At 72.8% G+C, this 25212-nt stretch carries 21 protein-coding genes; 15 read left to right on the forward strand and 6 right to left on the reverse strand.

Going from position 1 to position 25212, the window contains the following annotated elements; translation table 11 throughout:
• Window positions 1-36: 36 nt before the first annotated feature.
• Genes ABZ565_RS02205 through ABZ565_RS02215 form a run of 3 tightly spaced genes read right to left on the reverse strand, consistent with a single transcriptional unit; the run spans window position 37 to window position 2736 of the window.
• Window positions 37-798, reverse strand: a complete 762-nt coding sequence (locus ABZ565_RS02205; RefSeq protein WP_361019401.1) for an amino acid ABC transporter ATP-binding protein — start codon at window positions 796-798, stop codon at window positions 37-39.
• Entirely contained in the window at window positions 795-1751 is a 957-nt protein-coding gene (locus ABZ565_RS02210) for an amino acid ABC transporter permease (RefSeq protein WP_361019404.1), read from the reverse strand. The genes ABZ565_RS02205 and ABZ565_RS02210 overlap by 4 nt, the downstream gene beginning before the upstream one ends.
• Window positions 1752-1779: 28 nt before the next feature.
• A complete protein-coding gene (locus ABZ565_RS02215) occupies window positions 1780-2736 on the reverse strand; it encodes an ABC transporter substrate-binding protein (RefSeq protein ID WP_361019407.1) in 957 nt (318 codons plus the stop codon).
• Window positions 2737-3261: 525 nt separating this feature from the next.
• Between ABZ565_RS02215 and ABZ565_RS02220 the strand changes: the two genes are divergently transcribed.
• The 4 genes from ABZ565_RS02220 to ABZ565_RS02235 all read left to right on the forward strand — a co-directional run bounded on the left by ABZ565_RS02220 (window position 3262) and on the right by ABZ565_RS02235 (window position 6588).
• A complete protein-coding gene (locus ABZ565_RS02220) occupies window positions 3262-4473 on the forward strand; it encodes an NADP-dependent malic enzyme (RefSeq protein ID WP_361019410.1) in 1212 nt (403 codons plus the stop codon).
• Window positions 4474-4800: 327 nt separating this feature from the next.
• Window positions 4801-5772: a zinc-binding dehydrogenase gene (locus ABZ565_RS02225; protein WP_361019413.1), complete on the forward strand. Its 972-nt coding sequence runs from the start codon at window positions 4801-4803 to the stop codon at window positions 5770-5772.
• Window positions 5773-5803: 31 nt separating this feature from the next.
• Window positions 5804-6013 carry a helix-turn-helix domain-containing protein gene (locus tag ABZ565_RS02230; RefSeq protein ID WP_018102716.1) on the forward strand — a complete coding sequence of 70 codons (210 nt, stop codon included), beginning with the start codon at window positions 5804-5806 and terminating at the stop codon, window positions 6011-6013.
• Complete coding sequence (locus ABZ565_RS02235) at window positions 6013-6588, forward strand: Clp protease N-terminal domain-containing protein (protein ID WP_361019416.1); 576 nt, start codon at window positions 6013-6015, stop codon at window positions 6586-6588. The genes ABZ565_RS02230 and ABZ565_RS02235 overlap by 1 nt, the downstream gene beginning before the upstream one ends.
• A gap of 43 nt (window positions 6589-6631) precedes the next feature.
• On the opposite strand, the gene ABZ565_RS02240 is transcribed toward ABZ565_RS02235, so the two are convergent.
• Window positions 6632-7618, reverse strand: a complete 987-nt coding sequence (locus ABZ565_RS02240; protein WP_361019419.1) for a helix-turn-helix transcriptional regulator — start codon at window positions 7616-7618, stop codon at window positions 6632-6634.
• 1 nt (window position 7619) lies between these two features.
• Window positions 7620-8477 carry a hypothetical protein gene (locus ABZ565_RS02245; RefSeq protein ID WP_361019422.1) on the reverse strand — a complete coding sequence of 286 codons (858 nt, stop codon included), beginning with the start codon at window positions 8475-8477 and terminating at the stop codon, window positions 7620-7622.
• Between the two features lie 160 nt (window positions 8478-8637).
• Here ABZ565_RS02245 and ABZ565_RS02250 point away from each other — a divergent pair, with 160 nt between their 5' ends.
• The gene (locus ABZ565_RS02250) at window positions 8638-9471 is read left to right on the forward strand and encodes a hypothetical protein (RefSeq protein ID WP_361019425.1); all 834 of its coding nucleotides are present in this window, start codon (window positions 8638-8640) and stop codon (window positions 9469-9471) included.
• 2 nt (window positions 9472-9473) lie between these two features.
• Here the strand turns inward: ABZ565_RS02250 and ABZ565_RS02255 are convergent, their stop codons facing one another.
• Window positions 9474-9656, reverse strand: a complete 183-nt coding sequence (locus ABZ565_RS02255) for a DUF6104 family protein (RefSeq protein ID WP_003961784.1) — start codon at window positions 9654-9656, stop codon at window positions 9474-9476.
• 749 nt (window positions 9657-10405) lie between these two features.
• Between ABZ565_RS02255 and ABZ565_RS02260 the strand changes: the two genes are divergently transcribed.
• From ABZ565_RS02260 to ABZ565_RS02305, 10 genes are all read left to right on the forward strand, one after another.
• Window positions 10406-10942, forward strand: a complete 537-nt coding sequence (locus tag ABZ565_RS02260) for a CU044_2847 family protein (protein WP_361019427.1) — start codon at window positions 10406-10408, stop codon at window positions 10940-10942.
• A 56-nt stretch (window positions 10943-10998) separates the two neighbouring features.
• On the forward strand, window positions 10999-13005 hold the full coding sequence (locus ABZ565_RS02265; protein WP_361019430.1) for a trypsin-like peptidase domain-containing protein: 2007 nt from the start codon (window positions 10999-11001) through the stop codon (window positions 13003-13005).
• 130 nt (window positions 13006-13135) lie between these two features.
• Window positions 13136-14161 (forward strand): MoxR family ATPase, encoded by a 1026-nt coding sequence (locus tag ABZ565_RS02270; RefSeq protein ID WP_361019433.1) that lies wholly within the window; start codon window positions 13136-13138, stop codon window positions 14159-14161.
• A gap of 7 nt (window positions 14162-14168) precedes the next feature.
• Window positions 14169-17600: an SAV_2336 N-terminal domain-related protein gene (locus ABZ565_RS02275; protein ID WP_361019436.1), complete on the forward strand. Its 3432-nt coding sequence runs from the start codon at window positions 14169-14171 to the stop codon at window positions 17598-17600.
• 151 nt (window positions 17601-17751) lie between these two features.
• A complete protein-coding gene (gene fxsA / locus ABZ565_RS02280) occupies window positions 17752-17940 on the forward strand; it encodes an FxSxx-COOH cyclophane-containing RiPP peptide (protein ID WP_361019439.1) in 189 nt (62 codons plus the stop codon).
• Between the two features lie 203 nt (window positions 17941-18143).
• A complete protein-coding gene (locus ABZ565_RS02285) occupies window positions 18144-19325 on the forward strand; it encodes an FxsB family cyclophane-forming radical SAM/SPASM peptide maturase (RefSeq protein ID WP_361019442.1) in 1182 nt (393 codons plus the stop codon).
• Window positions 19322-20713, forward strand: coding sequence for an HEXXH motif-containing putative peptide modification protein (locus ABZ565_RS02290; protein ID WP_361019445.1), 1392 nt, complete (start codon window positions 19322-19324; stop codon window positions 20711-20713). The genes ABZ565_RS02285 and ABZ565_RS02290 overlap by 4 nt, the downstream gene beginning before the upstream one ends.
• 81 nt (window positions 20714-20794) lie before the next feature.
• On the forward strand, window positions 20795-23782 hold the full coding sequence (fxsT, locus tag ABZ565_RS02295; protein WP_361019448.1) for an FxSxx-COOH system tetratricopeptide repeat protein: 2988 nt from the start codon (window positions 20795-20797) through the stop codon (window positions 23780-23782).
• A gap of 83 nt (window positions 23783-23865) precedes the next feature.
• Window positions 23866-24267 carry a CU044_2847 family protein gene (locus ABZ565_RS02300; RefSeq protein WP_361019451.1) on the forward strand — a complete coding sequence of 134 codons (402 nt, stop codon included), beginning with the start codon at window positions 23866-23868 and terminating at the stop codon, window positions 24265-24267.
• Window positions 24264-25211, forward strand: a complete 948-nt coding sequence (locus tag ABZ565_RS02305) for an AAA family ATPase (RefSeq protein ID WP_361019454.1) — start codon at window positions 24264-24266, stop codon at window positions 25209-25211. The genes ABZ565_RS02300 and ABZ565_RS02305 overlap by 4 nt, the downstream gene beginning before the upstream one ends.
• Window position 25212 lies beyond the last annotated feature (1 nt).

Consider the following 25212-nt stretch of genomic DNA (forward strand, 5'->3'; position numbering starts at 1 on the left):
GACCAGACGGGTCCGTACCGCCCTTCGCCGTACCGCCTAGAGCACCTTCGACAGGAACGACTTCGTCCGGTCGTGGTGCGGGTTGGTCAGGACGTCGCGCGGGTGGCCCGACTCGACCACCACACCGTCGTCCATGAAGACCAGCGCGTCGCCGACCTCGCGGGCGAAACCCATCTCGTGCGTGACGACGATCATCGTCATGCCGTCCTCGGCCAGACCCCGCATCACGTCGAGCACATCACCGACCAGCTCCGGGTCGAGCGCCGACGTGGGCTCGTCGAAGAGCATCAGCTTCGGCTCCATGGCCAGCGCCCGGGCGATGGCCACCCGCTGCTGCTGCCCGCCGGAGAGCTGTGAGGGGTAGTTCCCGGCCTTGTCGCGGAGGCCCACCCGGTCGAGCAGCCGCTCGGCACGGGCCCGGGCGACCGCCTTGGACTCGCGCCGCACCTGGACGGGCGCCTCCATGACGTTCTCCAGCGCGGTCATGTGCGGGAACAGGTTGAAGCGCTGGAAGACCATGCCGATGTCCCGGCGCTTCAGGGCGACTTCGCTGTCCTTGAGCTCGTAGAGCTTGTCGCCCTTCTGGCGGTAGCCCACCAGCTCGCCGTCGACGTACAGCCGTCCGGCGCTGATCTGCTCCAGGTGGTTGATGCACCGCAGGAACGTCGACTTGCCGGAACCGGACGGGCCGATCAGGCAGAAGACCTCCTGCGGGGCGACCTCCAGGTCGATGCCCTTGAGGATGTGCGCGGTGCCGAAGGACTTGTGGACGCCCTCGGCCTTCACCATCGCGGTCATGCGATGCCTCCCTTCGGGCGGCCCACCGAGAGCACGGTGGCCCTCAGCTTCTGGAACGGGGTCGGCGGCAGGCTGCGGCTCGATCCACGCGCGTAGTACCGCTCCAGGTAGTACTGCCCGACGCTCAGCACCGAGGTCATGATCAGGTACCAGGCGGCGGCGAGGAAGTACATCTCCACCGGTGCCCCGGACGCCTGTCCGATGTCCTGGGCGTTCTTGAAGAGTTCGTAGAACTGCACCGCGGCCACCAGCGAGGTCGTCTTCAGCATGTTGATGACCTCGTTGCCCGTGGGCGGCACGATCACCCGCATGGCCTGCGGGATCACGACGCGCCTGAGGGTCTTGGCGTGGCTCATGCCCAGCGCGTGCGACGCCTCGGTCTGGCCCTCGTCCACCGAGAGCAGGCCGGCCCGGCAGATCTCCGCCATGTACGCGGCCTCGTTGAGGCCGAGCCCGAGGAGCGCCGTGAGCAGCGGCGTCATGAAGCTGGACCAGTAGTCCTTGTAGATCGGCCCGAGGTTGATGTACTCGAAGACCAGACCCAGGTTGAACCACACGAACAGCTGCACCAGGACGGGTGTGCCCCGGAAGAACCAGATGTAGAACCACGCGATGGACGAGGTCACCGGGTTCTTCGACAGGCGCATGACGGCGAGCAGGACGCCGCCGGCCACGCCGATCAGCATCGACAGAGCGGTGAGCAGCAGGGTCTGCCCCACGCCGTCGATGATGCGGCCGTCGAAGAAGTAGTCCGGGATCGCGCCCCAGTTGATCTTGCCCTGGCTGAAGGCGTAGACGATGGAGGCGAGCAGGGCGATGGCGACCAGCGCCGAGACGTACCGGCCGTAGTGCCGGACCGGGATGGCCCGGATGGCCTCCGGTGCGGGTGCCGCCGCCGTGGCGGAGGATGCGGGCGGCTCGTCGGCCGGTCCCGTCTTCTTGATGTCAGTCACGGCTGATGCCTTTCAGTGCCGGATCGGGTCAGGACCCGCCGTTCACCTTGGCCTCGGTGACCGCACCGGCCTCGACGCCCCACTTGGCGATGATCTTGTCGTACTCGCCGCTCTTGATGATCTCGTCCATGGCCGCCTTGATGGCCTGGGTGAGCTTGTCGTTGCCCTTGGCGATCGCGATGCCGTACGGGGCCGCCTCGACCTGGTCACCGACGATCTGGAAGTCCTTGCCGCCGCCCGAAATCTTCACCGCGTACGCGGTGACCGGGAAGTCGGACGAGCCGGCGTCGGCGCCGCCCGAACGGATGCGGGTCTGGGCCTCCAGGTCGGTGTCGTACGCCTCGATGGCGATCTTCTTCCCGCCGGCGCACTTCTTGGACTCGTCCTTGGCCAGGTCGTGCGAGACGGTGTTGCGCTGGACGGCGATCTTCTTGCCGCAGAGGTCGGCCCAGGTCTTGATCCCCTGGTCGTCGCCCTTCTTGGTGTAGATCGAGACACCGGCGGTGAAGTAGTCGACGAAGTCGACGCCCTCGCCGACCTTCTTCTTCGTCTCCGGGTCGATGCCCTCCTGGCGCTCCTTGCTGTCCGTCATCGCCGACATCGCGATGTCGTACCGCTTGGCGCGCAGGCCGGTGACGAGGGTGTCGAAGGTGCCGTTCTCGAACTTGAACTCGACGCCCAGCACCTTGCCGAGCGCGGCGCCGAGGTCGGGGTCGATACCCGCGGTCTTGCCGGACTTGTCCTTGAACTCGACCGGCGGGTAGGCGATGTCGGAGCCGACGCGGATGACGCCCTTGGACTTGATGTCCGCGGGGAGCAGGTCGGCGGGGGAGGCCGTGCCGGTGCTCGCCTTGGTCGACCCGGAGTCGTTGTTCTTCGTCTGGTCGCCACAGGCGGTCAGCAGCATGGTGCCGGCGACCGCGATGGCGCCGACCGCGGCGATGCGGGTCGTCGCGGCCGTACGACGGGTGGAGCGTGCGGTCATGTTCGAATTCCTCCGGCAGGTGGGGACGGTTCGCCAGGCGGTAATGGCACACGGCGTCGAGTGTCGCCGCCTTGTGTGATTACGGCATGTTGCCATGCGGATTAGCCCGAACAGGGGGCCCGGCATGTCAAAATCGGGTAACGGGCGATCCCCGAACCTCTTGAGGCCGGTACACCAAGGCCGGACCTTTTATGGGGTTTGCTTCTCGCGACCGGAGGATCTGCGGCGCGTCTCGCGTGCCGGACTCTGCTCCGGCACAAGGCTGACCTGTTGAAATGGCAGCCCACTATGAGTCATGTCACGGAGCGCATATGGACTCGTCCGTGACCAGGTCCGTCCGGTAAGAAAGACCTTTACACCCCTCATCCGGGGCTCAGGGCGCGTGTGCGGCGCGCCCGCGCGTACGTAACACCCCCTGCCGGGGCGGGCCAACCGCCAGGCGCAGGGCGCGTACGCGGGTCCGCCCACCCCTCCTCAACCAGGAGTGGCCACCCTCAAACGATGAAGACTTAAGGGGTCAACACCATGGCAGCGGAGATCGTCAATCCTCGCAGCGACAGCAGTACCGACAGCACCACCGACGAGCCGTTCGATCCGGCCTTCGCGCTCCACCGGGGCGGGAAGATGGCCGTCCAGTCAACCGTCCCGATCCGGGACCGGGACGACCTGTCCCTCGCGTACACGCCGGGCGTGGCGAAGGTGTGCAGCGCGATCGCGGAGCAGCCTGAGCTCGTCCACGACTACACCTGGAAGTCGCAGGTCGTCGCCGTCGTCACGGACGGCACGGCGGTGCTCGGCCTCGGCGACATCGGTCCCGAGGCGTCCCTCCCCGTGATGGAGGGCAAGGCCATCCTCTTCAAGCAGTTCGGCGGGGTGGACGCGGTGCCGATCGCGCTCGCGACCACCGACGCGGACGAGATCGTGGAGACCGTCGTCCGGCTCGCCCCCTCCTTCGGCGGGGTGAACCTGGAGGACATCTCGGCGCCGCGCTGCTTCGAGATCGAGCGCAAGCTCCAGGAGCGGCTGGACATCCCGGTCTTCCACGACGACCAGCACGGCACGGCCGTCGTCACGCTGGCCGCCCTGCGCAACGCCGCGAAGCTGTCCGGGCGCGGCCTGGGCGAGCTGCGCGCCGTCATCTCGGGCGCGGGCGCGGCGGGCGTGGCCATCGCCAAGTTCCTGCTGGAGGCGGGCCTCGGCGACGTGGCCGTCGCGGACCGCAAGGGCATCGTCAGCCGGGACCGCGAGGACCTGACCGACGTCAAGCGGGAGCTGGCGGAGCTCACCAACCGGGCGGGCATCTCGGGCCCCCTGGAGGTGGCGCTCGCCGGCGCGGACGTCTTCATCGGGGTCTCCGGCGGTACGGTGCCGGAGGCGGCCGTCGCCTCGATGGCACCGGGCGCCTTCGTCTTCGCGATGGCCAACCCGAACCCGGAGGTCCACCCGGACGTCGCCCACAAGTACGCGTCCGTCGTGGCGACGGGCCGGTCGGACTACCCGAACCAGATCAACAACGTGCTGGCGTTCCCGGGGATCTTCGCCGGGGCGCTCCAGGTGCGGGCGTCCCGGATCACGGAGGGCATGAAGATCGCGGCGGCCAACGCGCTGGCCGACGTGGTCGGCGATGAGCTGGCGGCGGATTACGTGATCCCCTCACCGTTCGACGAGCGGGTCGCTCCGGCGGTCACGGCGGCCGTGGCGGCGGCGGCCCGGGCGGAGGGCGTGGCCCGGCGCTGAGGCGTTGCGGGGGCACTGCCCCCGTACCCCCGTTCCTCAATCGCCGGAGAGGCTTGATCGTCGCTCCTGTCGCCGCAGATGTGCGGCGGCGAGGGGCAAAAACCAGCTTCGCCGGCGTTTGAGGCGCGGGGTCCGGGGCAGAGCCCCGAAACCCACCCCTGCGCGAAACCAAGCCCCTCCGGCGCTTGAGGAGCGGGGCCCGGGGCAGCGCCCCGGTTTCGGGTAGGGGCGGGTAGGGGACAGGGCCTGCCGCGGGCGCCCCGGTGCGCGGCGCGTCACACTCTCAGCCGGTTACGCGTCAGTACGGCGCCCCCTATCGTCGGCGGCATGTTCGCCGCCTACGCAGCCAGCCTGGACCCCGCCCACCCCCTCAACGGTCTGGAACTGGGCGACCGCCCAGCCCCGCAGGACCGTCCCGGGTGGACCACCGTCGACGTCCGGGCCGCCTCCCTCAACCACCACGACCTCTGGTCCCTGCGCGGCGTCGGCCTCGCGGAGGACAAGCTGCCGATGATCCTCGGGTGCGACGCCGCCGGGATCGACCAGGACGGCAACGAGGTCGTCCTGCACTCCGTCATCGGCCAGACCGGGCACGGGGTCGGGCCCGACGAGCCCCGGTCCATCCTCACCGAGCGCTACCAGGGCACCTTCGCGGAGCGGGTCACCGTTCCCACGTACAACGTGCTGCCGAAGCCCAGGGAGCTGAGCTTCGAGCAGGCCGCCTGCCTGCCGACCGCCTGGCTGACCGCGTACCGGATGCTCTTCACCAACGCCGGGGTGCGCCCCGGGGACTCCGTGCTCGTGCAGGGCGCCGGCGGCGGGGTCGCGACCGCCGCGATCGTGCTCGGCCGGGCCGCCGGGCTGCGGGTCTACGCCACCAGCCGCGACGAGGCCAGGCGCAGGCGGGCCGTCGAGCTGGGCGCCGTCGAGGCGTTCGAGGCGGGCGCGCGGCTGCCGCACCGGGTGGACGCCGTCATCGAGACGGTCGGTGCCGCCACCTGGTCCCACTCCGTCAAGTCGCTGCGCCCCGGCGGCACCCTGGTCATCTCCGGCGCCACCAGCGGCGACCGCCCCTCGCACGCCGAGCTGACCCGGATCTTCTTCCTGGAGCTGAAGGTCGTCGGCTCGACCATGGGCTCCAAGGACGAACTGGAGGACCTGCTCGCCTTCTGCGCCACCACCGGCGTGCGCCCCGTGATCGACGAGGTGCTGCCCCTGGACCGTGCCCGGGAGGGCTTCGAACGTCTCGCGGCGGGCGACCAGTTCGGGAAGATCGTGCTCACTGTCAACAACGGTTGACATGGGCGGAGTGTCAACGTAAGTTGACATCATGACCGAAGCAACGGATCTCGCCGAGCGGGCGGGCGACCGCGACCCCCGGGTGGGGCTGCGGTCGGTCGCCGCGCTGCGGCGGCTGCTGGAGCAGCTGGAAGCCGTACAAGTGAGAAGCGCCCGGGCCAAGGGCTGGTCGTGGCAGGAGATCGCGGCCGAACTGGGCGTCAGCAGGCAGGCCGTGCACAAGAAGTACGGGAGGCATTGATGTTCGAGCGATTCACCAAGGACGCCCGCGCCGCGGTGACCGGCGCCGTGCAGCACGCCGAGCGCGCCGGGGCCGGCCGGGTCACCGGGGAACATCTGCTGCTCGCCCTGCTGGACCAGGACGGCGGCCGGGCCTCCTTCGCGATCACCGCGCTCGGCCTCACGGACCGCAGGGAGTCCGTGGACGCCGCGCTCGCCGAGGCCCGCAGGCGCGGCGGCATGAGCAGGGCCGACGCCGACGCCCTCGCGGACATCGGCATCGACCTCACCGCCGTCGTCTCGCGCATCGAGGAGGCGCACGGCGAAGGGGCCCTGCGGGGCGACCGGGGAGGCCGGCGGCGGTGGTCGAACGGCCCGTCCTTCTCCCGGGAGGGCAAGAAGATCCTGGAGAAGTCGCTGCGCGTCGCCCTCGGGCGCGGCGACCGGTTCATCGGCGGGGAACACCTGCTGCTGGCCCTGACCGCCATGCCCGGCCCGGTCGCCGACGTGCTCGCCGAGCACGGGGCGACGTACGGCAGCGTGGAGCGCGCGCTCTACGGGAACGGCGGCGCGGGCCAGGACCGCAGGGCGGGCTGACGTACGGGGCCGGAGTGCGGGCAGTCCGCACCCCGGCCCGCGTCTACTTCACCCCGTCCCCCCGCAGCACCGCACCCACATGCGCCGCCGCCGTCGCCAAGTGGCCGCGGACCTGCGTGAGCTGGGCCTCCGTCACTCCGTGGTCCCGCGCCGCGTCACGGATCTCGTCGCGGAAGCGGTCGAGCAGCCGGTCCAGATCGCGGGCCGGGTCACCCGTGCCCCCCGTCTCCCGGCCCCACTCGGGGTCGGTCCCGGCGGCGTCCGGCTTGATGGACGGCCCCCAGCTCCCCGTACGGGCGAAGCCGCCGAGCTGGCCGGTGATCTCGGCCAGGCCCTCGCGGACCCCGGCCGGCCAGTCGCCCCGGGCGAAGTGCTCCTGGACCTGGCGGGCGGCGTTCTGCATCTGCTCGCGCGCCCGGTCCTGGGCCTCCTTCGCCTGGCGGCGGGCCTGCTGGGCGTCCTGGCGGGCGCGCCGGGACTCGTCCTTCGCGCGGCGGGCCTGCTCCTTCCACTCCTGCCTGGCCTTGCGCAGCTCCTCCTTCGCGGAGCGCCACGCCTCCCCGTCGCGCAGATCGGTGAAGTCGCCCAGGTCCCCGAACCCGCCGAACGGCTCCTTGCCGCCCGGAGCGGCGCCCGGAGTGTGGCGCGACTCGTCGGCCGCCGCCCGCATCTCGCTGCGCAGCTTGCCCGCCGCCCCGCGCACGTCGTCACGCATCTCGGCGGCGAGTTCCGAGACGGACTCACGGATCTCCAGCTCCAGGTCGGCGAGCTCCCCGGTGCGGTCGGCCAGTTCGGCGCGGCCGGCGTCGGTGATCGAGTAGACCTTGCGGCCGCCCTCGGTGGCGTGCGTGACCAGGCCCTCGGCCTCCAGTTTGGCCAGCCGGGGGTAGACCGTGCCGGCCGAGGGGGCGTACAGGCCCTGGAAGCGCTCCTCCAGCAGACGGATCACCTCGTAGCCGTGCCGGGGAGCCTCGTCCAGCAGCTTGAGGAGGTACAGCCGCAGTCGGCCGTGGGCGAAAACGGGGGGCATGTCAGAACACCTTTCCGGCCGGCGCCGACTCGTACGGTTCCTCCTCGGCCGGCGGGCGGCGCAGGAGCGCGATCGACCCCGATACGGTCGTCGCCCTGAGGGTGCCGGTGCCGGAGCCCAGCGTGCCGGTGATCTTCTTCGCGCCCCACTGGCCGCTGACCCGCAGGTCCTCGAAGCCGTTGGAGACCGAACCGCTCGCGGTGTTCGCCTCCACCCGCGCGTCGGCCGGGTGCGGCAGCCGGATGGCGATCTCGCCGGAGACCGTGGTCAGCCGGACGTCCGTGGGCTTCCCGGTCGGGTCCAGGTCGAGCACCATGCCGCCGCTGACCGACTCCGCCTTCACGGAGGCACCCGCGCCCTCGACCACCGTCAGCTCGCCGGAGACCGACTTGAAGTGCAGGTCGCCGGTGACGGACTGGGCCTCGACGCTTCCCGACACGGTCTCCGCGCCGACCGGCCCGGAGAGCTTGACGAGTGCGGTGTCACCGGTGACGCCGCGCACCTCCGTACGGCCCCGGATACCGGACACGAAGGCCCCGGCGCCGACCACGCCGACCTCCACCGAGGAGCCGGCCGGGACCGCGAGCGAGACGACCGCGGTGCGGCGCCACTCCTTCCGGTCGAGCCACTTCAGCAGGTTCTGCCAGGCCAGGTCCTCGTACGCCACGGTCAGGACGCCGTCCTCCTGCGTCACGACCAGCGGCGGACCGTCGATGGCGGAGACCTCCAGGCGTGCGGTCGGCTCGTCGGTGCCGACCACGTTGACCGTGCCGTTGACGATGCGCACCTTCAGCGCGGTCACGGGTTCCTCGAAGGCCAGTTTCCGAGGCTCGGCGACGGCCCACGTCGAGACAGGCATGGATCTGACCTCCCGATAGCACTGACGACGCAACATATCGCGTCTCTTGAAGAACACGATATATCGCGGCTTCGGGAAGTCAAGGAAAGGGGTCGAGGAGGGCAGGGTCAGGGCGCACAAAACGCCACGAAACGGCACAAGGTGGCCTACGGTGTGAGGCATGGACGCGACCTCACCCGTGGGTGCCCTGCTGCTGTGCCGGACCGTGCCGGACGCCGTGCGCCCGGTCGCGCAGCTGCTGCGCGAACCGCTGCTGCTCGCGCCGGCCGGACCGGGCTGGAGCGCGCTCGTACCGGAGGGGGAGCCCTGGCAGGGCGGCCGCCCGGCCCGGTCCGGCGAGGGCGAGCGGCCCGAGCCCGTCGACCGGGTGCTGGGCGGCTGGGCCACGGCGCTCGCCGTCGGCTCCACCTGGCCGGTGCTCGCGCTGTGGTGGGACGGCGACCGGGCCGGCTACACGCTCGCCTCGGGGTTCCGCCGCCCCGTGGGCTACGTCTGGCTGGCGGACGGCACCCCGGCCGGTGAGGACGAGGCGATGCGCACGTTCGCCGAACGGCTGGGGCTCGACCCCGTACTGGACGTGCAGTCGCTCGAAGCGCTCACCCGCCCCGACCCGGACGCCGACGCCCGGGCCCGGCTGCGCGGGCTGCTCGCCGTGCTCACCCGCACCGGCCTCGCGCTCCCGGCCGGACTCGCCCCGGGCGCGAAGGGGAGCGAGGCGTGGGAGGGGGCCGAGCACATCGAGTGGCCCGGGTGGCGCGACGCGGTCAGGGTCGACCTGGGCGCGGTGGACAGCAGCCGGCTCGGACCGTGGGTGCGGGGCCCGCGGGCGCGGGCGCTCGCGGGCGCCCAGCTCGCGGCCGGACTGCCGCTCGCCCTGTGGGGAGCGGCCCGGCGCAGCGGCGGCTGGGCCTTCGCCGGGGTGCTCCTGATGGCGCACGGGGCGCTGGGACTCGCGTACGACCGCGTACGCGAAGGCCGCCCCGGCGGGGAGTAGCCCTACTCGTCCTCGTCCTCGTCGTCCAGACGGGCCAGCCAGGTCGCGAGGCGCTCGACCGGCACCTCGAAGTCGGGATTCAGATCGACGAACGTACGAAGCTGCTCGGCGAGCCACTCGAAGGTGACCTCTTCCTCGCCTCGCCGCTTCTCCAGCTCCTCGATCCCGCGGTCGGTGAAGTACATGGCCCAAGTCTAGTGGTGGGGCGGGGCGCGGCTCCCGCGCGTGCTGTGTCCACGACCTCGTGCAGGCCGCCCACGCGCGCGTCCGTCGGTGCGGGTCCGGGTATGCCGGTGCTGTGCCGTTCCGGCGGCATGTCGCCCAGACCTTCTTCTGCGACGACCCCGGACGTCCGTCTTCTACGACGAACCACGGCGTCCGAAGCCGGATTTCGTTCCGTCCGCCGCACGATCGTTTCCCTTACCGCTGCTTTCCGGCGTGGATACAGTGCGTCGCACTCCGATGCCGAAAGGAGGGGACGAGGCATACGAGAACGGCTGCGGCCCCCTGCTGCGAACAGGAGGCCGCGTGCCTTGCCCAGCAGCTCCACCCGACGAAAGGAAAGAACCATGGGTTGCGCATCCGAGCCTACGGGCGATCCGGAAGGGGCGTCGATCCTTCCCGCGCGGCGGGAGGCGTCGTGCGGCGCCTTCCACCGCGCGGGGGCGTCCACCGGGCGCGGCGTCCCGGGGGGCCGCCGCGGGTCGCGGTCCCTCGCCCGTACCGCCGGCCATGGACTGGCCCGGGCACTGGCATCCGCGGTCGGCGGGGCCGTCGTCACCGGGCTCATCCGGTGGTGGAACCAGGGATGACCCGAGGGCCCGCCACCGGGTGGCGGGCCCTTGCCGCCACGCGCACGCGGCATGGCCGAAGTGCCTCGCCCCGGGCTGCTACGCCCGTTAATCTGCGGGTAGTTGGCGAAACGGGGGGTGTCATGGGTGACAGTGGGTCCCGTATTACGCGCATTGAGCTGCCGGACGGCACGCCGGTCTGGGCCAGGATCTCCGGGGCCGAGGAGCTGACCGGGCCGGTGCCCGGCGGCGGTCCGAGCTATACGGACACCGGATTCGGGGACATCGCGGACCAGGTGCAGGCCCGGGTCGAGAGCCTGCACTCCGTGGTGACCGGGGTCGCGCGCTCGCTCGCCGTGCCGCTGCGCGCGGTGCGGCCGGACGAGGTGAGCGTCGAGTTCGGCATCGAGCTGACCGCCAAATCCGGCAGGATCGTCGGGCTGCTCGCGGACGGCGAGGCCAAGGGCGCCATCACGGTCACGCTCACCTGGAACGGCGGCGGGCCGCCCATCGACGCGCCCCCGCCCGCTCCCGTACCGGCGCAGACGACCCCTCCCTTCGCGCCCCCCGCCACGCCCCCGGACGCCGGCGCACCTCCCGGATACCCGCCTGCCGGGGCACCCCCCGGCGCACCGGCACACCCCGGGGGTGCGGACGACACCGACGGCGGCGGGGCATGACGTTCGGGGAACAGGGGGGCGCAGAGGGGGGCCTCGGCCCCGCCCAGGCTGCCCTCATGGACCTCGTCCAGGACGCCACCGTACGCATCCATCGCCCGCCGTCCGGGTATGCCCAGGACGGGCCGGAAGGGGACTTCCTGGGCAGCGGCTTCTTCGTCGCACCCAGCTGGGTCCTCACGTGCGCGCACGTGGCGATGCGGGGGGAGGGGGGCGTGGTGGGCGTGTGGTTCAAGGAGGACCGCTACAGCGCGGAACTGACCGAGGTTCCGGGCCGGGTCGTCGCCGCCCTGCCCGGCACCCGGCCCGCGGGCCCGGGCGGCTGGCCGGCCCCCGACCTCGCGCTCATCCAGCTCCAGCGCCCCGTCGAGCACCCCTGTGTGTACGTCACCGAGCGGTCCGAGGCGATGCTCCGCAGCCGCGAGGTCCGCTGCGTGGGCTGGGCGCCCGTCCAGGGCGGCGGGCTCCGGAACCGCAGCGGTGTCTGCGTCGTCAAGGGCTCGTACGGGGGATCGGGCGACGCCGAGCAGGTCGTCAGGATCGACGGCGACTGGGTGGAGCTCGGCATGTCCGGCGGCCCGCTGGTCGACCTGGCCCGGGGCGAGGTCGTCGGCGTCATCAAGTCGCAGATCAACGGCCACCAGGGCGGCACCGCCGTCGGCGTCGAGCGGCTGCGCACCCTGGAGGTGCCGGCCGGGCCCGTCGAGACCGAGACCGACGACATATACCAGTCCGTCTTCCACGCCCACGACCGCTACCACGCCGACCGGCACACCAGCTCCGCCGGGACCGAGCGGACCTGGACCGACGCCCAGAGCGACCTGCCCGACCCGCCCGGCGGCATCCTCGGCCCCAAGCTGCGCGCCGAGCTCCTCGGCCGGCTCGCCGAGCTGCCGCCCCCGGCGAGCACCCGGTCGCTGCTGACGCTGCTCGACCGGCTGCCCGGGGTGTACGCCCGCGACCACCGCCCGGCCCCGCGCGGCTGGCGCGACGGACTCGGCGCGCTGTACGACGCCCGCGCCCGCGACCGCGAGGCCCGGTTCGAACTGATCGTCCGCTACTGCATGGGCGTCCTCGCGGCCGACCGGCCCTGCGGCCAGCTCTCCGTGCGCAACGCCAAGGCGCTCTGGGGCTGGGTCAAGCGCATCGCCGACACCGAACTGCCCCGCGACCTGCGGCGGCAGCTCGACGTGGAGTGGGCCGCGATCCGGCTGCGGCTGGAGCAGAACCGCCAGCAGGCCGCCCGCGCCCCGGCGGGCGACCCGGTCCTGTACGGCGAACGCGACTGCGTCGTGCTCCACGTGGACCTCCAGGGCTGGGCCCGCGACCAGTACGACTGGCGGGTCGCCGTGGACCGCCGGGCCGGGGAGGCGGAGCCGGTGGACGAGGACAGCCGGGGCGTCCCGCTCGGCACCGTCCCGGACCGGCTCGCCGCCGCGCTGACCGAGGCGTTCCGGCGGTGCGACGAACCGGACAGCCCCGCCATGCTCCAGGTCGTCGTCGCGCCGGCGCTTTTCGGCCTCCCGGTGGACGAGTGGGTGCTGCCGCCGTCCGGGCTGCGGCTCGGAGCCGTACGCCCGGTGGTGCTGCGCAGCCCGTATCAGGGCGCCGCCGGCGAGCGGCCGGTCCGGTGGGACGCGGGTCTCGCGGCCGCGATCCGGGCCGAGGTGGTCGACTGCGAGGACGAATTGCGGGTACGTGTACCGGAGTCGGCGCGGCTGCGCACCCTGGCCCACGAGACCGTGCCCGTCCTGTGCCGTTACGGAAGCCTGCCGGACCCCGACGTGACGGCCGGGGTGGTGCGGCTGCTCGACAGCGGCTTCGGCGTGGCGCTGTTCCAGCGGCGCACGGCGGAGGGCGACACGGTCTGCAAGGAATTCCACCGGCGCGTGGCCGAGGCGGTGTCGGACACCCGCACCCACGACCGGCTGCCGTGGAAGATCCATGAACTGAGACGAGGGGTGAGCGCGGGGCGGACGGAGATGTACTGGTCCGCCGGCGCCGCCCTCTACTACGACGATCCGCACCGTCCGATGCCGGGCTCCGACTTCCTGGAGGCGCCGTGAGCCACCGCGCAACGCATCAGTCGTGTAAGCGAACTGGGCTTCCTCTTACGGGTGTTGAGCCGGATCGATACGGTAGGGCACGTCCGACGCAGGCCGCCCCTGGCGGACGAGTGACAACGAGGGACACGCTATGAGCGAACCGAGCGAGTGGCTCATCTACCGGGGCATCGGCGAACCGCACGACGAGGTGCCCCAGCTGCCGCCCCCGCCGCCCTGGCGCGACTTCACCGGAGGCCGCGGGCCCGGCGAGGCGGACGGTGGCGAGTCCGCCGACCGCAGGCTCGGCATCCCCGGGCGCGTCGCCGAGGAGCACCGGCCCGGCGCCGAGGAACTGGAGATGATCAACGCGGCGCTCTACCTGCGGCGCCCGCTGCTCGTCACCGGGGACCCGGGCGCGGGCAAGAGCACCCTGGCCCACTCCGTGGCGCGGGAGCTCGAACTCGGCAAGGTGCTGCGCTGGCCCGTGGTCAGCCGCACCACGCTCCAGGACGGCCTCTACCACTATGACGCCATCGCCAGGCTCCAGGACGTCCAGATCGCCTCGCACGCGGCGGCCGGCGGCGCGGCCGGGGACGACGCGGCACAGAGCGTGGGCAGTTACATCCGGCTCGGGCCGCTCGGCACCGCGCTGCTGCCCTCGGACCGGCCGCGCGTCCTGCTCATCGACGAGCTGGACAAGAGCGACATCGACCTGCCGAACGACCTGCTGAACGTCCTGGAGGAAGGCGAGTTCGCCATCCCCGAACTGGAGCGGATCGCCGACCGGCTGCCCGACGGCGAGGCGGACGTGCTGGACCACGACGGCAACAAGGTCCGGATCAAGGGGGGCCGGGTGCAGTGCCGGGCCTTCCCCTTCGTCGTGCTCACGAGCAACGGCGAGCGGGACTTCCCGGCCCCGCTGATGCGCCGCTGCATCCACCTGGAACTCGGCCGCCCCGACCACAAGCGCCTCGCCTCCTTCGTCAAGGCCCACCTGGGCGAGGAGGCCGCCCGCGCCAGCGACGACCTGATCGCCCACTTCCTGGAACGGTCCCGCACCGAACTCCTCGCCACCGACCAGCTGCTGAACGCCATATACCTCACGCACGCCGCGTCACCGGCGGGCCGCGACCGGCTCGCCGACCTGCTCATCCAGCGACTCGACCGGCCGAGGTGAGGATCTGATGTCCGGTGCGGCGGACGAGAACGGTGGCGGCGGCGGGCCCGGCGCGCCCGAGCTCCACGACGACGGGTTACTGCCCGAGCTGGTCGCGCGGCTGCGCGGCGCCGGGCTCGACCCGGACGTCGAGCAGCTCTGCGACGCCCTCTGGCTGGCCCGGTGGACCCGCGGCGCGTCCGCGCCCGGCGAGGAGACCGGCCCGGACGCCGCGCGCCGCCCCGGCCACCGCCCCTCCGAGGAGCGCCCCGGCCCCGGCAGCACCACCACCCCGGACGTCCGCACCCCGGACCCGGACCGGGGTGCCCGGCACGAGGAGACACCCGCAGCGGGGGACGGCGAGCGGATCTCCCTGCACCCCCTCCCCGGCCGTACCCGGCCCGGCGACCCCGACGCGCCACCGGACCCGGAGGACATCCGGCCCGGCGCGGACGCCCGCGCCGCCGTGCTGCCCCTCGGCGTGCCGGCCGCGCCCGTGCTGCCCGCCCCCCTCGAACTGACGCGCGCCCTGCGCCCGTTGCAGCGCTACCGCCCGGTCTCCGCACCGCTGCGCCGGGTCCTGGACGAGACGGCGACCGCCGAACGCAGCGCCCGCGCCGGGGGCATGGTCATGCCGGTCTTCCGGGGAGTGCGGCGCGGCGACGCCGTCGTGCAGTGCGTGATGGACGCCTCCTCCTCGATGCTGGTCTGGGACCGGCTGTTCGAGGAGCTCCAGCAGATCTTCGCCCGGATCGGCGCGTTCCGGGACGTGCAGATGCGCTACCTGCACCCCGGCCCGGACGGCGGCTGCACGGTCAGCCGGAGCCCCGACCCGGCCGCCGCCCCACTGCACTCGGCGGACCGGCTCAGCGACCCCACCGGACGCCGGGTGACCGTCGTGGTCAGCGACTGCGCGGGCCCGCTCTGGCGCACCGGACACGCCCACCGGCTGCTGCACCAGCTCGCCCGGCTCGCCCCGGTCGCCGTGCTCCAGCCGCTGCCGCAGCGCATGTGGAACCGGACCCGGCTGCCGGTCACCTTCGGCTCGCTGACCCGGGGCGAGGGCCCCGCCGGGGCGACCCTCCTCAAGGTCACCGGCGACGCCGGGACGGGCCCCGCCCACCCCGGCGCCCTCGCCGTGCCCGTGCTGCCGCCGCTCGCGGACGCGCTCGCCGCGTGGGCCCGGCTGCTCTCCGGCACCGGGGCGGCCTCCGTCCCGGGCGCGGTCGGCTGGGTCCGGGCCGACCAGCCGGCGGCCCCCGCCCGCCGCCCGGGCGACCGGCCGTCCTCGCTGCAACTGGTCAGCCGGTTCCGCTCGACGGCCTCCCCGGCCGCCGGACAGCTCGCCGTCTACCTCGCGGCGGCCCCCCTCTACCTGCCCGTCATGCAACTCGTCCAGCGCACGATGCTGCCCCATTCCGGCCCCTCCGAACTCGCCGAGGTCCTGCTCAGCGGACTCCTCAGGCGCACCGGGGGCGGCACCGGACGCGGACAGTGGTACGCCTTCGAGCCCGACGTCCAGGAAGCACTGCTCGGGCCCCTCGGCCGCGACGAGGCTCTCCTCGTGCTCAAGCACTGTTCGCAGTACATAGAGCAGCGGTTCGGCAAGGGCGGCCCCAACTTCCCGGCCCTGGCCTACGCCCAGCTCGGCGACGGCACCACACGCGACGCCGCGCACGGCACCCCTTGGCCCGTCCCCGCCGCGGACACCGCGTCCCGGGAGACCGACGGGGACGCGGAGGACGCCGACGACAGTGAGGAGAACGAGGGGAACGGGGGGAACGAGAGACCCGGGGGTCCGCGCGTCCCCCATGCCTTTGCCGAAGTCGCAGCACGCGTACTGGAGCGATTCATGCCCGTACCCCCACGATTCGTCACCCGGGAGCCCAAGACTTCCGGAAACCCCCAGGCCGCCGGCCTCGCCGTGCGCCGCGCGCGGGAACTCGTGCGCCACTTCGAGGCCGACAAGATGGTGCAGCGCCTGATCGACGCCGTACAGCTGCTCAGGGGCGCCGCCGAGCACACCCCGGCCCCCGCCGACGACACCGAACTCTGGGCGGAGTACGCGCGCTGCGTGCTGCGCCTGTGGGAGGTCCAAGGCGGCGCCGACCTGCTCGACGAGGCCGAACGCGCCGCCGAACGGGCCGCCGCCCGCCCCGGCGCCGTACGCGAACGCGCGGTGCTCGCCAAGGTGCTGCACGCGGCCGCCGACGACCGGCGCAGGCGCGGTGACCGGCGCGGTGCGCTGGAGCTCCTGCGCCGCGCCGACCGCGAATACACCGCGGCCTGCGCCAGCCCCGGCCTGGAACCCGGCGAGGCCCTCCGCCTCACCCTGGAACGGGTGCGGGCCCTGGAGGCGCAGTGGCGGCTCGACGGCGACACCGCCCTGCTGCAGAGCGCCTGCGGGATGCTGGAGGCGTTCGCCGACGCCTGGCCCGACCAGGAGAACCGCCCCGCCGTCCTGCCCCTCCAGCACGGCCGCACCCTCCTGAAGCTGGCCCGCGCCACCCAGGACGGCGAACAGTCCCGCGAGTACGCCCGCCAGTCGGCCCGGTCCCTGCGCACCGCGTTCGCCCAGAGCACCGGACAGACCATGGGCACCGAAGTCCGCATCGTCCTGGACCTGGTCGACGCGCTGCTCGCCTCGGGCGCCGAGCCGGAGGAGGCCGCCACTCTCACCGCCCAGTCGCTGGAGACCGTACGCGACCAGCGGCAGCGCGCCCAGCTCCAGACCCGGGCCGGCCGCGTCCGGGTCGCCCGCTACGAACACACCGGCGACCCGGCCGAACTCGTCGCCGCCACCGAGTGGTTCGCCCGCGCGGCCCGGGGCATCCCCCGCGACTCCCGCGCCTACACCGACCTGCTCGCCGAGTGGGGCGCCACGCTGCTGCGCCGCGCCGAACTCCCGGACGGCCGCGCCCACATCGGCGCGGCGGTCCGGGTCCTGCGCGACTGCCGCTCCGAGATGCCGGCCGGCGGCGCCCAGCAGTCCGAGCGGCTGCTGATGCTGGGCCGCGCCCTGATGCTGCGCCACCGCGCCACGGCGGACCGGGTCGACCTGCGGGAGGCCGAGTACCTCTTCAAGCTGGCGGCCGAGGAGGCGGTCGCCCCGCTCACCGCCGCCCGCTGCTGGCTGGAGCTGGGCCGGGCCCTCCTCCAGGCCGCCGGCGTCCTCGACCGCCCGGCCCGCCGCGACGAGGCGGCGGAGGCGTTCCGGTCGGCCGCCGACGCGGCCGGCGAGGCGCAAACGGAGCAGGAGAGTCCACAACATCTCCAGGAAGCCGTGGAGTTGGCCGCTACAGCCAACCACTGGCGGGGTATGACGTACGAGAGGGCGGGCCGGCCCCGGGCCGCGCGCGACGCGTACCGGGCAGCCCGCCAGGAGTGGCGCAAACTGCCGGACACCGGCGGCTCGGCGGGCGAAGCGACCGCCGAGCGGCTGGCGGAGCTGGAGCGGTGACAGCGGCGCGCTCGACGGCGAGCGGGCCCTGGCCCCGGCGCACACGTAAGGCAGAAGGCGACAGGACGGATCAGGGATGCGGGACCGGCGGGACGCGCTCGACGGCGAGCGGGTCACCCGCCGGCCCGGTGCTTCGGGACGGGGAGACGTGATGAGCGAGTCGACACGGAACGGCGGGACGGGCGCGGCCGGCGCGGGGGAACTGCCGGACCTGCTGGGCCTGGACCTGGCGACCCTTCGGACGATGGACCACCCGGTGCTGTCCGAGGTGGTGGCGGATCTGCGGGGGCGGGCGGAGCAGCCGAAGGAAATGCTCTGGGGGTTCACCAACGCCTTCTGACCGCCGTACCGCACGGTTTCGGCCGGGGGTGTGCCCCGATCAGGACATCATGACCCGGGTCGGGCCTGTCCCGGCCGTGCACCGGGGACACTCACCCCGGGCCGGCGGCGGACGCCGTCCCGGCCGGCGTACAGCACGGGGGTGCTCGATTGGCTGGACGGACGACGCTTCGGGGGGAGCGCGGCGCGGCGCCCGCGGCCCGCGTGAACACCCGCGCGCGCAGCCGGGTGGGCCCGGTGCCCTTCGGGCAGTTCATCGTGAAGGTGCACGGCCGCTGCAACCTGGCCTGTCGCTACTGCTACCTGTACGAGGGCCCCGACCGCACCTGGCGCGACCGCCCCTCCGCCGCGTCGCCCGCCGTCCTCGACCGCACCGCCGCCCGGATCGCCGAGCACGCGGCCGCCCACGGGCTCGGCGGCGTCGCCCTCGTCCTGCACGGCGGCGAACCCCTGCTCGCCGGACCGGGCAGGCTGGCGGCGCTCGCCGACGCGGTGCGCGAGCGGGTGCCGCCCGGCTGCTCCGTACGCACCACCGTGCAGACCAACGCCACGCTGCTCACGAACCCCGGCATCGCCACCCTCGCCCGGCACGGCATCCGCGTCGGCATCAGCCTCGACGGCGGCCTCGCCGCCCACAACACCTTGCGCACCGACCATGCGGGCCGCCCCTCCTGGCCCGCCGCCTCCCGGGGCGCCCGGCTCCTGGCCGACCACCACCCCGACGCGTACGCGGGCATCCTCACCGTCGTGGACCCGCGCACCGACCCGGTCGACATGTACGAATCCCTGCTCGCCCTGCGCCCTCCGGCCCTGGACCTCCTGCTGCCCCACGGCAACTGGTCCAGCCCGCCGCCGGGCCTGGCGGAACTTCCCGGCGGCCTCGGCCCCGGCCGGGCCACCCCGTACGGCGACTGGCTGTGCACCGTCTTCGACCGCTGGTGGGGGGCGCCCCGGCGGGAGACCCGGATCCGGCTGTTCGAGGAGTGCTGCGCGCTGCTCCTCGGGCTGCCAGCCGCGACCGAATCCCTCGGCCTGGACCCGCTCAACGCCGTCGTGATCGAGACGGACGGCTCCATCGAGCAGGTCGACTCGCTCAAGTCCGCGTACGACGGCGCGGCCGACACCGGCCTCGACGTCTTCCACCACACCTTCGACGAGGCGCTGCGCCACCCCGGCGTGGCCGCCCGCCAGGCGGGGGCCGGCGCGCTCGCCGCCGCCTGCCGGGCCTGCCCGCTGCTGACCGTGTGCGGGGGCGGCCACTACGCACACCGCTACCGCGCAGACAACGGCTTCCTCAATCCCTCCGTCTACTGCGCCGACCTCCAACGGCTGATCCGCCACATCGCGGACCGGCTCGCCGAAGCAACCGCCGGAGACCCCCCATGAGTTCTGCCGTCCCCGACCACGTCCTGCGCGAACTCGGCCGCACCGAGGGCGACGCCGCGTCGCTGGGCCTGCTCGTCCGCGACCAGGACACCCGCCGCCTCGTCCTCCTGCGGGCGGTGCTCGACGCGGCGGAGGCCGCCCCCGCGACGGTGTGCCCACCCGCGCTGCTGGACCGGCTGCGCGAGGACTGGGCCCTCCTCGAAGCCGCCGAACTCGCGGACCGGGGGGCGGTGCGGAGCGTTCTGTTCCACCCCTTGGCCGGCCCCTGGGCACAACGGCTGCTGGGCGGACTCACCTCCGATGCCCCGGCCGGGCCGGACCTCCTGGCCGACCTGGCCCACCTGACCGCGCTGGCGGCGGTGGCGGCGGTGCGGGCGGGGGTCGGGTTCCGGGTGCGGCTCGGTCCGCGTGACGGACTGCTGTCGCTGCCCACGCTGGGAGCCGTACGCGTGGACGCCGGGCCGGTCGAACTGCGTTGCGGCGCGGGTGAGCTGGCGGTGCGGACCGCCGACGGCGCGCCCTTCACCGTCCGGGTCCAGCAGGACGGGACCACGAGCTCGGCGGACCCCCGCTGGGTGCCCCTGGTCATGCTGCCCGCCGTGGTGCCCGGGGCGGGCCCCGTGGCGCTGGACGACCTCGACCCGTACCGGACGCGTGGCGGCGGGCTCCAGGAGCACGGGCTGAGCGGATCCACCCAGATCGACGACTGGGAGCGCAAGGCGTGGATCGAGTCCTGGTCCGGGGTCGAGCCGCTGCTGAGCCTGGGCGGTGAGCACCGGCTCACCGAGGCTTCCGTCCTGCTGCGCTGCATGGTCCCGCTCGGGCCGCCGCCCGGTTCCGGGCCCACCGGCCGGAGCGCGGCGCACTGCAGCGGCACCCGGCGCGAGGCGTTCGGCGCGGTCCTCAGCAGCAAGCCCGCCACCGCCGCGTACTTCGCCTCCACGCTCGTGCACGAACTCCAGCACACCAAGCTCGCCGCCCTCTCCGCCCTCGTCCCCCTGCACCACGAGGACGCGACGCCCCGGCACTTCGCGCCCTGGCGCCCCGACCCCCGGCCCTTCGACGGACTGCTCCAGGGCGCCTATTCGCACCTCGCGCTCGCCGACTACTGGCAGCGGTTCGCGCTGAGCGCCCGGCGCGTGACGCACCGGGACCTGGCCTGGGCCGAGCACGCGCGCTGCCGGGAACAGATCGGTGCCGTACTGCCCGTGCTGGCCGGCTCGGCGGCGCTCACTCCTGAAGGCCGGACGCTGGTCAACGAGATGATCGAGGTCTACCACCGTCTGGACGATTCTCCGCCTCCCTCGGGGCATCTCGCGCGCGCTCAGGCGTACGTGGGCACCGCCAAGGTGATATGGCAGCAGAGGAACGGCTCGCGAAGGCAGTGAACATCGCCCGGATTCCAGTCGGAGCGACCACGCTCCGGGGTATGTTGAGAAGGCTCGTATCGAGGCAGGGGAGACGGTTGAATGCCCGGAACGCGTAAGCCAGTTGGAGTAACCGGGGCGAACACCGTCACGATCAGTTTCGCCGGTTTCAACCGCGCCTGGGCGGCGTGGATCGCGGACCGTCTGGAGCGGCGTGGTGTGGAGGTCGTCCAGCAGCGGTGGGACCCGCCGGTCTCGATCCCGCTGGAGGAGTCGCTGCGGGACCTGACGCTCGCGCGCGGCCGCGTCCTGGTGGTCCTCAGCGACTGGTACTTCCAGCTCGGACCTCGTAGCCACGACGAGTGGAACCGCGCCCTGCGCTCCGAAGTCGCGTCCGACCCGGACCGGTTCGCGGCCGTGTCCGTCACCACGTCGGCGCTCCCCGGTGCCACCTCGGCCTTCGGCGCGGCCGACCTGACCAACGTCGGTGCCGAGGAGGCGGAGCGGCGGCTTCTCGTCCGGCTGGGACTGCCCACCGACCCGCTGCCCGACGGCACCCCGGCGGGCCCGCGATTCCCGTCCGACACCCCGCAGGTCTGGGGCGGGGTACCGCGCCGCAACATCCGGTTCACCGGACGCGAGCAGTTGCTCACCGATGCCTACCGGGCGCTCCAGGAATCCGGACCGGGCGCCGGGGTCGTGACCCTGCACGGCATGTCGGGCGTCGGCAAGACGCAGCTGGCGGCGGAGTACGTCTACCGCTTCGGCTCCGAGTACGACGTGGTGTGGTGGGTGCAGGCCGACCGGCGCGCACTCTACCGGCAGAAGCTCGCCGAACTCGCCCCCGAACTCGGCCTGTCCACCGGCCCCGAGTACGGCGAACGGCTCCGAGCCGTCCGCGACTCGCTGCGCCGGGGCGACCCGCACTCCCACTGGCTGCTGATCCTGGACGGCGCCGACGAACCCGACCAGATCTGGGACCTGGTGCCCACCGGCCCGGGGCACGTGCTCATCACCTCCCGCAACCCGGAGTGGAGCGAGCACAACAGCAACCTGGTCGAGGTGCCCGTCTACCGGCGCGACGAGTCCGTGGCCTTCATCCGCCGCCGCGCCCCGCGCCTGACCCCGGCCGAGGCCGACCAGCTCGCCGAGGCCCTCGAAGACCTGCCGCTGCTGCTCGACCAGACGGCCGGCTGGCTCAACGACTCGGACCTGTCCGTGGAGGAGTACATCGAACTCCTCGAAGGCGGCATCGACCAGGACGTCGTGAAGGTCTCCGCGGACTTCCCGCTCGCCTTCCAGACCGCCTGGTCGATACTGCTGAACAAGCTCCGGGACACCGTCCCCGAGTCCGTCGACCTGCTGCGCCTGTGCAGCTTCTTCGCGCCGGGCTCCATCCCCGTAAGGCTCCTGAAGGAGATGCCGCCCGGGGATCTGCCGGAGCAGGTCTCCGGGCTGATGAGTGATCCCCTGCTGTGGAACAAGGCGATCAACCAGCTCCGGCAGTACTCGGTCGTCCGGCTGGAGTCCCATGAATCGGGCGTCGACGCGGCGTCCTCCGGGGAATCCATCTACATGCACCGGATGGTTCACCAGATCATCGGGCACGACATGTCGGAGGAGAACCGCCAGGAGTTCATCGACGTCGTCCGGCGCGCACTCGCGGCGGCGGACCCCGGCCGCCCCACCGACACCCGGCTGTGGCCCGCGTACGCCGAGATCACTCCGCACCTCAAGTGGGCCGACGTGCTGAAGAGCACCGACCCCGCGGTGCAGACGCTGGTCCTCAACTGCCTGCGCTACATGTACCTGTCGGGGGAGTACCGGGCCGGCATCAAGCTGGGCGAACGCGCGATGGCCGCCTGGCGGGAGCTGTTCGGCGAGGACCACCCGAGGATCTGGGATCTCAGCTACCACTACGCCAACCTGCTCAGATCCGTCGGCGACTACGCGGCCACGGAGGCCATCGAACGCGCGGCGGTCGAGCACCTGCGGACCGAACGCGGCACCCAGGATCTCGAACACCTGCGCGCCGCCACCGGACTGGCCGCCGACCTGCGGGGCCTCGGGCGGTACGACGAGGCGCTTGAGATCTCCAGTTGGGTGCTGTCCGGTTACCAGGACCTGCTGGGCGACCAGGATTCGCGCACCCTCAATGCCCAGAACAACCTGGCCACGACCCTGCGGCTGCTGGGCAGGTACACCGAGTCTCTGGAACTGAACGGACGTACCCTCGACGCCCGTCGTCAACTCCTGCGCCAACGCCACGCATGGACCCTGTACTCCGAGATCAACTACGCCACCGACCTGCGGCTTCTCGGCCGTTACAACGAGGCGTACTCCCTCCAGAATCAGAGCGCCCAGGTCCACCGGCGGGTCCTGGGGCCGGACAACCCGCAGACCTTGCGTGCCGAGCACAACCTCGCCCTGTGCCACTACCGCAACGGTGACCGCCCCGCAGCCGCCGGTCTGTTCACCCGCGTCCTTGAGCGATGCGAGCGCGCTCTGGGGGAGAGCGACCCGCTCACGATGATGTTCGCCGCCAGCCAGAGCTTCTTCGCGCGGGAACACGGCGACATCGACCAGGCCAGGGCCATAAGCGAGAAGGTAGTCCAGGGCTACGTGGACATGCTGGGCGAGGAGCACCCGTACGTGGCGGGCACCCGTGCCAACCATGCCCTGATCCTCCGCAGCGTCGGGGAGCGTCAGCAGGCGTACCACCTGCTGGAGGAAGCGCTCGCCGACATGGGCCGCTCCGTCGGCGAGAATCATCCCTGGGCGCTGGGCTGCGCCATCAACGCCTCTGCCGTGCGCAACCTGATCGGTGATGTGGAAGGGGCCGTGGCCCTGACCGACTCCCTGGTCACACGCGCCATCGAGGTCCTGGGGCGCACTCACCCGCTGACGCTCTCCGCCCGCATCGCCCACGCCGCGGACCTGCGCGGAATCCGGGACAGGCGGCGCGCGGAGAAGGTCGAGACGGAGGCCCTGGACGACCTGGTGACCACGCTCGGTGCACAGCACGTCCACACCGTGTCGGCCCGTTCCCGGAACCGGCCGTACTGGGACTTCGAACCGCAGATGGTCTGACGACATGGCGGAGGTAATGCCAAGTCAGTAGCCTTGCCGCACAGCATAGTTGGGCGCACCGGGGGGCAATGATGGCCGTTGTAGTGGGTTCACCCGCACCGGGCGAGGACGCCCCCATCCCGGTGGTCGTGGACGCCGACGCGTTCGCCGCCGCCGGGGTGCCCGTCACCGACGCGGACTCGCTCTACGGGAGCGAGGACACCCGGGACGGTGCCGGGGCCGGACGCCGGGCCCTCGGGGCGGCGCACGATCTGTACGGGGACGGCCTCGACCTCGCCCGGCGCTGCGCCTCCCAGGCGATGCGCAGGCTGGGCGACCTCGGGGACGGGCTGCGGCCCGACGAGGTCGAGCTCCAGGTCGGCATCACCTTCGAGGCGGGGATGGCGGCCGTGGTGAAGGCCGGGGCGGAGGCGCAGATCCAGGTCACCTTCCGCTGGCAGCCGGGACGTGAGGAGCGGGTGTCCACGGTGGTGGACCCCACGTGAGCGACGCGGCGGCCGAGGCGTTACCCGCGCCGATCCTCCCGTACAGCCGCATCGTCGGGCAGGACGAGCTGAAGCTGGCCCTGGAGCTGAACTTCATCGCACCGTCCATCGGCGGCGTCCTCATCGCGGGCCGGCGCGGCACGGCCAAGTCCACCGTGGTGCGGGCCTTCGCGCTGATGACCGGCGGGTGCCTGCCCGTGACCCTGCCGATCAACGCGACCGACGACCGGGTGCTCGGCGGCTGGGAGCTGGATGCCCTGATGCACGGGGAGGCGCGACGGCAGCCCGGCCTCCTGGAGGAGGCGCACGAGAAGGGGCTGCTGTACGTCGACGAGGTCAACCTCCTGGACGACCACATCGTCAACATCATCCTCGACGTCGTCTCCACCGGTGTCCTGTCCGTGCAGCGGGAGGGCATCGACACCGAGGCCCATGTCTCGTTCGGGCTCGTCGGCACGATGAACCCCGAGGAGGGCAGCCTGCGGGCCCAGCTGCTCGACCGGTTCGGGCTGATGGTGACCGCCGCCGAGCTGGACATCGAGGAGCGGCACCGGATGATCACCACCGTGCTCGCCTTCGAGGAGGAACGCCTCGTCGCCGGCTCCGCCTGGTCACGGGCCGCCGAGGACGACAACAGAGGCCTGCGGGACGCCCTGACCGCCGCCCGGGAACGGCTGACCGCGGTCCGGCTGGATCCGGACACCAGCAGGCTCTGCGCCGAGGCCGCCGCCCGCATCGGGGCCGTCGGCCAGCGGGGCGACCTGCTGGTGGCCAAGGCGGCCCGCGCGCTCGCCGCGAGGGACGGCGCCCGGTCCGTGGAGCGTTCCCACGTACGCCGGGTGGTGCCGCTCGCCCTGCGCCACCGCAGGCCCGATTCGGTGCACGGACCCGAGCCGGCCTGGGGGCAGGAAGAGGAATCCGCGCTCGACGAGCTCTTCGGCTGAC

The organism is Streptomyces sp. NPDC016469, from assembly GCF_040632905.1.
In the GTDB taxonomy this organism is placed as follows: Bacteria; Actinomycetota; Actinomycetes; order Streptomycetales; family Streptomycetaceae; genus Streptomyces.